At 65.1% G+C, this 8,587-nt stretch carries 6 protein-coding genes; 2 read left to right on the top strand and 4 right to left on the bottom strand.

The window, feature by feature from the left end; translation table 11 throughout:
• Positions 1-100: 100 nt before the first annotated feature.
• Positions 101-2,746: an aminopeptidase N gene (pepN, locus tag ACWGS9_RS23205; protein WP_454507440.1), complete on the bottom strand. Its 2,646-nt coding sequence runs from the start codon at positions 2,744-2,746 to the stop codon at positions 101-103.
• Positions 2,747-2,981: 235 nt separating this feature from the next.
• Here pepN and ACWGS9_RS23200 point away from each other — a divergent pair, with 235 nt between their 5' ends.
• Entirely contained in the window at positions 2,982-3,929 is a 948-nt protein-coding gene (locus ACWGS9_RS23200; protein ID WP_454507439.1) for a DMT family transporter, read from the top strand.
• A 2-nt stretch (positions 3,930-3,931) separates the two neighbouring features.
• Here ACWGS9_RS23200 and ACWGS9_RS23195 read toward each other — a convergent pair whose 3' ends face one another.
• From ACWGS9_RS23195 to ACWGS9_RS23185, 3 genes are all read right to left on the bottom strand, one after another.
• On the bottom strand, positions 3,932-4,744 hold the full coding sequence (locus ACWGS9_RS23195) for a helix-turn-helix domain-containing protein (protein ID WP_454507438.1): 813 nt from the start codon (positions 4,742-4,744) through the stop codon (positions 3,932-3,934).
• 254 nt (positions 4,745-4,998) lie between these two features.
• Complete coding sequence (locus ACWGS9_RS23190; RefSeq protein ID WP_454507437.1) at positions 4,999-5,913, bottom strand: uracil-DNA glycosylase; 915 nt, start codon at positions 5,911-5,913, stop codon at positions 4,999-5,001.
• Between the two features lie 70 nt (positions 5,914-5,983).
• Positions 5,984-6,622 (bottom strand): hypothetical protein, encoded by a 639-nt coding sequence (locus ACWGS9_RS23185; RefSeq protein WP_454507436.1) that lies wholly within the window; start codon positions 6,620-6,622, stop codon positions 5,984-5,986.
• Between the two features lie 251 nt (positions 6,623-6,873).
• Here ACWGS9_RS23185 and ACWGS9_RS23180 point away from each other — a divergent pair, with 251 nt between their 5' ends.
• Positions 6,874-8,553 (top strand): electron transfer flavoprotein-ubiquinone oxidoreductase, encoded by a 1,680-nt coding sequence (locus tag ACWGS9_RS23180; RefSeq protein WP_454507435.1) that lies wholly within the window; start codon positions 6,874-6,876, stop codon positions 8,551-8,553.
• The last annotated feature ends 34 nt before the right edge of the window (positions 8,554-8,587 follow it).

Genomic DNA, 8,587 nt, shown 5'->3' with positions numbered 1-8,587 from the left:
CCAGGGAACACCAACGCCTCACTCCGCTGGAGCACCCCTCATCCGTCTCGGCGCTGCGCGCCGATCCACCTTCTCCCACAAGGGGAGAAGGCGAGGTGGCCTACGCCAGCGTCCGCTCCACGATATCGCGCAGATCGGCCGACAGGTTCTCGGCCTTGGCGATATCGAGCAGCGCCTGCTTGGCCTTGACCTGCCGTCCAGGCTCCAGCGAGCGCCAGGACCGCAGTGCCGTTGCCAGCCGCGCCGCCACTTGCGGGTTGCGCTTCTCGACTTCCAGCACCGTCTCGGCGAAGAAGCGGTAGCCTTCGCCATCGGGGCGGTGGAAGCCGGTCTGGTTGGCGCTGGAGAAGGTGCCGATCAACGAACGCACCCGGTTCGGGTTGGCGATCGAGAAAGCCGGATGCCGCATGAGCTCGCGCACTTTCTCGATGGTCTTGGCACCGGGCACACCAGCCTGGATCTGGAACCATTTGTCGAGCACCAGCGCGTCGCCGCGATAGCGGGCCTCGAAGGCGGCCAGCGCCTCTTCGGCCTCGGTCGTGCCTGAATGGCGATACGCCAGCACGGCGAGCGCCGCGGCTCGGTCGGTCATGTTGGTGGCGGCATTGAAATGGCGCGCGGCGAGGCCAGCACCGTCCGCCAGCAGCGACAGATAATCGAGCAGGATGTTGCGCAGGGCTCTGCGTCCGGCGCTCGCCGCGTCCGGGCTGAACGGACTCTTGTCGGCAAGGCTGTCATAGAGGGCCAGAAAAACCTCGCGGTTTGCCTCGGCGATCGCCCGCGCCAGCGCCTCGCGCGCGGCAAAGATGGCGTCGGGATCGATGCCCCTGCCGATGTCGCGCGCAATGTCGGCTTCGCCGGGTAGCGCCAGCGCCAGCGCCCGGTAGGCCGGCTCCAGCGCCTCGTCGCCGGCGATCCTGCCGGCAAGCTCGGCGAGCCGCGCCGCGAAGGCGGGTTCCCTGCCGCCGAGGATCTGGCGGAAGGCGGCGATCAGCGCGTCGGTCAGCAGCGTGTTGAAGGCCTGCCAGCGCGAGAAGGCGTCGCTGTCATGTGCCGCGAGGAAGAACTGGTCGTCGGCCTTCTGCTGCACCGAAAGCGTGATCGGCGCCGAGAAGCCGCGGTTGAGCGACACCGAAGGCCGTTCCGAAACGCCCGAAAAGCGCACCGTGTGGCGGCGCTTGCGGATATGGATGACGCCGCCATCCACCGTGGCACCCTCGACGGTGTCCCAAGCGACAGGCTTGCCGTTGGGGCCGACCAGGCCGAAGGCCAGCGGAATATGCATCAGCCGCTTGCGGCTTTCCGACGGCGTCGGCGGCACCGACTGTTCGATCTCCAGCGTGAACTCCTTTGCCGCGGCATTGTGCGCCGAGCTCACCGTCAGGTTAGGCGTGCCGGCCTGGTGATACCAGAGCGCGAATTGCGCCAGGTCCCGCCCGGAGACGTCTTCGAATACTTTGAGGAAGTCCTCGATCGTCGCGGCCTCGCCGTCATGCCGCTCGAAATAGAGGTCCATGCCGGCACGGAAGGTTTCAGGGCCGAGGATGGTGCGGATCATGCGCACCACTTCCGAGCCCTTTTCGTAGACGGTCGCCGTGTAGAAATTGTTGATCTCGCGGTAGCGCCGCGGCCTGACCGGATGCGCCAGCGGCCCCTGGTCTTCCGGGAACTGGTGCGCGCGCAATGTGCGCACCTCGGCGATGCGCTTCACCGCCCGCGAGCGCTGGTCGGCGGAGAATTCATGGTCGCGGTAAACCGTCAGCCCTTCCTTCAGGCAGAGCTGGAACCAGTCGCGGCAAGTGATTCTGTTGCCAGTCCAATTGTGGAAGTACTCATGCGCGATGATCGCCTCGATATTGGCGAAATCGGCGTCCGTCGCGGTCTCCTTGTCGGCCAGCACATATTTGTCGTTGAAGACGTTGAGGCCCTTGTTCTCCATCGCGCCCATGTTGAAGTCCGACACGGCGACGATGTTGAAGACGTCGAGATCGTATTCGCGGCCGAAGGCTTCCTCGTCCCATTTCATCGAGCGTTTCAGCGCGTCCATCGCATAGCCGGCAAGGCGCTCCTTGCCAGGCTCGACATAGATGCCGAGCTCGACCTCGCGGCCGGACATGGTGGTGAAGCTGCCCGCCACCTTGCCGAGCGCTCCCGCCACCAGCGCGAAGAGGTAGGAGGGTTTGGGGAAGGGGTCGTGCCAGACCGCGTAATGCCGGCCGTTGGCGAGCCCGCCGCGTTCGACGGGATTGCCGTTTGAAAGCAGCAGCGGCGCCTCGTTATGCGGGGCCTCGATGCGCACGGTGTAGACTGACAGGATGTCGGGACGGTCGAGGAAATAGGTGATGCGGCGAAAGCCTTCGGCCTCGCATTGCGTGCAATAGACGTTGTTGGAGCGATAGAGGCCCATCAGCGCCTCGTTGCGCGACGGCGCGATCTCGGTTTCCAGGCGAAGCTCGAAGCGCTGCGCCGCCGGCGGCTTCAGGATCGTCAGCCGGTCCGGTGTCGCCTCATAGTCGCCGGTCGCGAGCACTTGTCCGTCGACTACAACGCCAAGCAGCGTCAGCCCGTCGCCGTCGAGCACCAGCGGCGCCGACGCGGCGACGCCCTCGCGCCGCTCGACGGTGAGCAGCGCCGTGACATGGGTCGCGTCCGGCGACAGGCAGAAGTCGAGGCTGGTCCTCGGGATGAGATAGTCGCAGGGGCGATAGTCCTCGAGCCTGAAGACATGGCCGGTATCTGTGCGCATTCCTTGTGCTTTTCCTGTCGATTTCGGTCGGCCAGCGGGCTTGGCTGGTCCAAGAATTTTGAGGTGCGCGCTCTTTACACGAAACGGCCACTCGGCAAAACTGCGGGATAGGTGTGTTTCGCAATTCCGGACGGAGCTACGGCGAAGTCGCCGGACCTAACCGTTTCACACTTTTCCTGGAATTGCTCTTGGGCTATTTCGCGGCTTCGTTTTCCGACCATCCTTGCGAGGCAAGATGACCGTCGATCATGCGGTCGGCCACAGCACGCTGCGCGGCATCGCGCTGAAGATCGTCTCGGTGACGGTCTTCGTTGGCATGCAGACCTGCATCAAGGCGGCCGGCGACGTGCCCGCCGGGCAGATCGTCTTCTTCCGCTCCTTCTTCGCCATCTTCCCGATCATCGCCTTCCTGGCCTTCAAGGGTGAGCTCTCCACGGCATTCACGACCAGGCGGCCGTTCAACCATATTGCGCGCGGCGTCGTCGGCGTTGGTGCCATGGGGCTCGGCTTCTTCGCGCTGACCAGGTTGCCGCTGCCGGAGGCCATCACGCTGAACTACGCCCAGCCGCTGCTGGTCGTCGTGTTCTCCTCGATCTTTCTCGGCGAGACGATCCGCGTCTACCGCTGGAGCGCGGTTGCCGTCGGTCTTGCCGGCGTTTTGGTCATTTCCTGGCCGGAATTGACACTGCTCAATTCCAATGAAGGCCTCGACGACCAGGAGGTGCTGGGCGTCATGGCCGCGCTGATCGCCGCGGCGATCTCGGCCGTCGCCATGCTTCTGGTGCGCAATCTCGTGCAGACGGAGAAGACGGCGACCATCGTGCTGTGGTTCTCCTCGACGGCTTCGGTGCTGTCGCTCTTCACGCTGCCCTTCGGCTGGCAGGCGCTGACGCCGATGCAGGCCGCGCTGCTTGTTTTTGCCGGCTTCTGCGGTGGGCTCGGCCAGATCCTGATGACGGCGGCCTATCGCCATGCCGAAGCCTCGGTCGTGGCGCCCTTCGAATATACCTCGATGATCCTCGGCGTCGTCGTCGGCTATTTTGTCTTCGGCGATGTGACCTCGCTCAACACGCTTGTCGGCGGCGCGATCGTGGTCGCCGCCGGCATCTTCATCATCTGGCGTGAGCGGCAATTGGGCCTCGATCGCACGCGCACCAGAACGGCGACGCCGCCGCAGGGGTGAAGCTACGCAGCGGCCGCTCGCTCCTTCGCCAGCCGCACCAGCACGGTCCGCGTCTGCTCGTCTGCGGGAAAGAAGGACTCGATCGCCAGTTCCGATAGGGTGACATCGAGCGGCGTGCCGAACACGGTGATCGTGCTGATGAAGGAGAGCACTGCATCGCCATGCGCAAGCCGAAGCGGATGGACGATGCCGCTCGGCTCGACCGGCGCCGGGCGCGCGCTTTTCATGCCGGACGGATAGGCGCGCAGCTCGCGCTCCAGTTCGATCAGCACCGGATCGCCGGTCGCGTCGTTCTGGCGCTTCAGCCGTTCGATGAGATGTGCCCGCCACTCCGCCAGGTTGACGATGCGTGGCGCCACGCCGCCCGGATGCAGGCTGAGCCTGAGCACATTGACCGGCGCCGCGAGCAGGGACGGTTCGGAAACATCGGCCAGGAACGGGGCGATCGCCGGATTGGCCGAAACGAGGTTCCAGTGTCGGTCCACCGCCAGCGCCGGAAAAGGCTCTTGACCCTTGAGCACGGTCTCGACCGCGGCAAGCGCCGGCGCAAGCGTCGTGTCGCTGAGCGGCTTTTCGCTGAAGCTTGGCGCGAAACCCGCCGCAAGCAGCAGCTGGTTGCGCTGGCGCAGCGGGATCGAAAGCTGCTCGGCCAGATGCAGCACCATGTCCCGCGAAGGTTGGGCACGCCCGCTCTCGACGAAGGAAAGATGCCGCTGCGAGATATCGGCCTCCATGGCGAGATCGAGCTGGCTCATGCGGCGCCGCGTGCGCCATTCGCGAATGAGGCTGCCGGCGGAGGTTTCGGATGGGGTCATGGGGGAGGAGTAGGGCGGCGAGCGCCGTTATTCAACTACCTGGGAGGTAATAGCTCCCCCTTCTCCCCTTGTGGGAGAAGGGGGGATCGGCGCGCAGCGCCGAGACGGATGAGGGGTGCGCGAAGGAACGCAACGTAGAAGAACCCAATGCTATCAGGCGCTTGTGGCTTCGAAGTGGCGATCCTTCCAGCACCCCTCATCCGTCCGAGCTTCGCTCGGCCACCTTCTCCCACAAGGGGAGAAGGGAAGGGCGCTCACACCAACCCCCTCAGCTTCGCCTTCACCTCGAGAAAATCCCGCCATGCCAGCTTCTTGTGCGCCGGCGTCCTCAATAGATATGCCGGATGCAGCGTCGGCATCGCCGGGATCGCAATCCCGGACGCGGTCGTATGCACACGCCAGTTGCCCCGCAGCCTAAGGATGCCTTCCGTCGTGTTGAGCAGCGTCTTGGCCGACGGCCCGCCGAGATTGACCAGCACCTTGGGGTTGACCAGCTCGATCTGCCTTTCGATAAAGGGCCGGCAGATCTCGGTCTCGTGCGGCGTCGGCGTGCGGTTGCCCGGCGGCCGCCACGGAATGACATTGGCGATATAGGCCGAGTTGCGGTCGAGGCCGATCGCGGCGAGCATACGGTCGAGCAGCCGGCCCGAGCGGCCGACAAAGGGAAAGCCTTCGAGGTCCTCGTCGCGGCCCGGCGCCTCGCCGACCAGCATCAGGTCGGCGTTGGGGTTGCCATCGGCGAAGACCAGGTTCTTGGCGGTGAATTTGAGGTTGCAGCCGTCGAAGGCGGCCATGTGCTGGCGCAGTTCTTCGAGCGTCGTCGCGCGGGCGGCAAGCTGGCGCGCGGCGGCGGCCTGTGCTTCGTCGGGAACGGCCGCGGCCGCCGGCACCCGCGCGGGCGCGTCCGGAACATGGCTCGCGTCGAGACCGGATGATGACGTTGGCCGCTCAGGTGCCTTGACCTGCCCCGCAGCCTGCCCGGGCGCCGGTCGGCTCTCGGGCTTGGGTTCGCGGCGTGGCGCGGCAGGTGCCCGTTCGGCCGGCCTCGCCGCCGGTTCGGCAAACCGGTTGATCGGCACGTCTTCAAGCGCATCGTCGACGCCGGCGCTGGCATAGAAGGCGAGCAGGTCGGCGATCTCGGCAGGCGTGCTGGGGGAGGCGGCAGTCATGGCGCCACCATTGTCCGCACGGCGCCGGTTTGCAAGGTTGGCGACGGATATCTCCCTGTCGAGCGCGAGATTACCCCGTCGGAATTCGCGGATCCTGCACGATGTAAAACGTCCAGCGCGGCGTGTAGTCGGTGACCAGGAAATCGAAGGTCGCCGTCTTCAGCGGGTCGACCTTGCCGTTCCTGAACAGCAACTGGTCGTAAGGTTCGAACTTACGCTCGAAATCGGCGAAATTGCTCGACCAGACGTTGTCGGGCGTCTTGTTGCGCTGGTCGAAGGAAAGGCCATCGCCGAACACGCTCGGCTGGTCGAGGATCTCCTGCAGCTCGAACTGGAACTCCACCCAGGGCAGGGCGCTGTTGTTGAGCACGTCGATGCGCATATACATCACGCCATTGGCGACTTCGCCGGCCTTGCCGAAGGGTTCGATCGGCTTGGTCGCGCGGATAGTCAGCGTCACCGGCGTCGCCGTGTTCAGCTCCTCCTTGATGATCAGCGGGTCTTCCTTGGTGCCGATGCCGGAAGCGCCGGTGATGCGGAAGCCGCCCAGCTCGTCGGAGAAGGAATAGGCGCCGGTCGCCCAGACCTTCACCGGATCTGCCTCCGCCGGCACGGCCAAAAAGAGGAGCGGAAGTACCGCGCGCCAGACCGTGCCTAGCGTGAAGAGCAAGCGCTTCGATGGAAAGCCGGATGGCTCTGGACTGCGCATGCCGGCAAGTATTGCCGATAACCAAGCCGTCGAACAATTAAAAACATGCGGACGCGGCCTGGCCTTCCAACCGATTGCCCCTGGCCTATGCTCGGCCATGGTCTGCACGCCGACCATTTCGAAGGGAAAACCGCGACTTTTTGTCGAAATCGGCGTTGTCACGTCAGCGCCGGTTTCGCGGCGCGAATTGATGCGCTATGCAGCGCATGAGCCAGCACAATGCGAGAATGCGGCAAGCCAAAGAGGGGTCGATGAGCGAAATCGAACGCGAGAGCATGGAATTCGACGTGGTCATCGTCGGCGCGGGTCCCGCCGGCCTTGCCGCCGCCATCCGTCTGAAGCAGCTCAATCCGGACCTGTCGGTCGTCGTCCTGGAGAAGGGCGGCGAGGTTGGCGCGCACATCCTCTCCGGGGCTGTCGTCGACCCGATCGGCATCGACCGCCTGCTGCCGGGCTGGCGCGAGGAGGAGGGGCATCCGTTCAAGACGCCCGTCACCGACGATCACTTCCTGGTGCTGGGTCCCGCCGGCTCGTTCCGCCTGCCGAACTTCCTGATGCCGCCGCTGATGAACAATCACGGCAACTACATCGTCTCGCTGGGCAATGTCTGCCGCTGGCTGGCGACCAAGGCCGAAGCGCTGGGCGTCGAGATCTATCCGGGTTTCGCCGCGGCAAGCCTCGTCTACAACGACGCCGGCGCCGTCACCGGCGTCATCACCGGCGACATGGGCGTCGAGAAGGACGGCACGCATGGCCCGGCTTACGCTCCGGGCATGGCGCTGATGGGCAAGTATGTGCTGATCGGCGAGGGCGCGCGCGGCTCTTTGGCCAAGCAGCTCATCGCGAAGTACCAGCTTGCTGATGGCCGCGAGCCGGGCAAGTTCGGCATCGGCCTCAAGGAACTGTGGCAGGTCAAGCCCGAGAACCACAAGCCGGGTCTGGTGCAGCACTCGTTCGGCTGGCCGCTCGACATGAAGACCGGCGGCGGCTCGTTCCTCTACCATCTCGAGGACAACCAGGTGGCGGTCGGCTTCGTCGTCCACCTGAACTACAAGAATCCCTATCTCTCGCCCTTCGAGGAGTTCCAGCGCTTCAAGACGCATCCGGCGATCGCCGGCACTTTCGCGGGCGCCAAGCGCATCGGCTATGGCGCGCGCGCCATCACCGAAGGGGGCTGGCAGTCCGTGCCGAAGCTTTCCTTCCCAGGCGGCGTGCTGATGGGTTGTGCTGCCGGCTTCGTCAACGTGCCGCGCATCAAGGGGTCGCACAACGCGGTGCTCTCCGGCATGCTGGCGGCCGAGCATGTGGCCGAAGCGGTTGCCGCCGGCCGCGCCAATGACGAGCTCGCGTCCTATGAGGAAGCCTGGCGCGGCACCGATATCGGCAAGGACCTTAAGAAGGTGCGCAACGTCAAGCCGCTCTGGTCGCGCTTCGGCACCATTGTCGGCGTCGGCATCGGCGGCCTCGACATGTGGCTGAACACGCTGTTCGGCTTCTCGCCCTTCGGCACCATGAAGCATGGCAAGGCCGACTATGCGACGCTCGAGCCGGCGGCGAAGCATCAGAAGATCGCCTATCCGAAGCCGGACGGCGTGCTGACCTTCGACCGGCTCTCTTCGGTGTTCCTCTCCAACACCAACCACGAGGAAAACGAGCCGGTCCATCTGATCGTCGGCGACATGGCGCTGCAAGAGCGTTCCGAGCACGATGTCTTCGCTGGTCCCTCGACCCGCTACTGCCCGGCCGGCGTCTACGAGTGGGTGGACAAGGACGGCAATGCCGCCGCCGATCCGTCGGCCAAGGATGTGCGCTTCGTCATCAACGCGCAGAACTGCGTCCACTGCAAGACCTGCGACATCAAGGATCCGAACCAGAACATCAACTGGGTGCCGCCGCAAGGTGGAGAGGGGCCGGTCTATCAAGGCATGTAAGCCGCCAAGGCCGTTGAAGCCGCGCGCCGAGTAT

This window comes from Mesorhizobium sp. Arg314 (assembly GCF_053714275.1).
This window is presented reverse-complemented; position numbering and strand designations above follow the sequence as displayed.

Coding starts and splice junctions, on each gene's coding strand:
- ACWGS9_RS23190 (WP_454507437.1), bottom strand. CDS start 5,913: ATGACTGCCGCCTCCCCCAGCACGCCTGCCGAGATCGCCGACCTGCTC.
- ACWGS9_RS23180 (WP_454507435.1), top strand. CDS start 6,874: ATGAGCGAAATCGAACGCGAGAGCATGGAATTCGACGTGGTCATCGTC.
- ACWGS9_RS23195 (WP_454507438.1), bottom strand. CDS start 4,744: ATGACCCCATCCGAAACCTCCGCCGGCAGCCTCATTCGCGAATGGCGC.
- ACWGS9_RS23185 (WP_454507436.1), bottom strand. CDS start 6,622: ATGCGCAGTCCAGAGCCATCCGGCTTTCCATCGAAGCGCTTGCTCTTC.
- pepN (WP_454507440.1), bottom strand. CDS start 2,746: ATGCGCACAGATACCGGCCATGTCTTCAGGCTCGAGGACTATCGCCCC.
- ACWGS9_RS23200 (WP_454507439.1), top strand. CDS start 2,982: ATGACCGTCGATCATGCGGTCGGCCACAGCACGCTGCGCGGCATCGCG.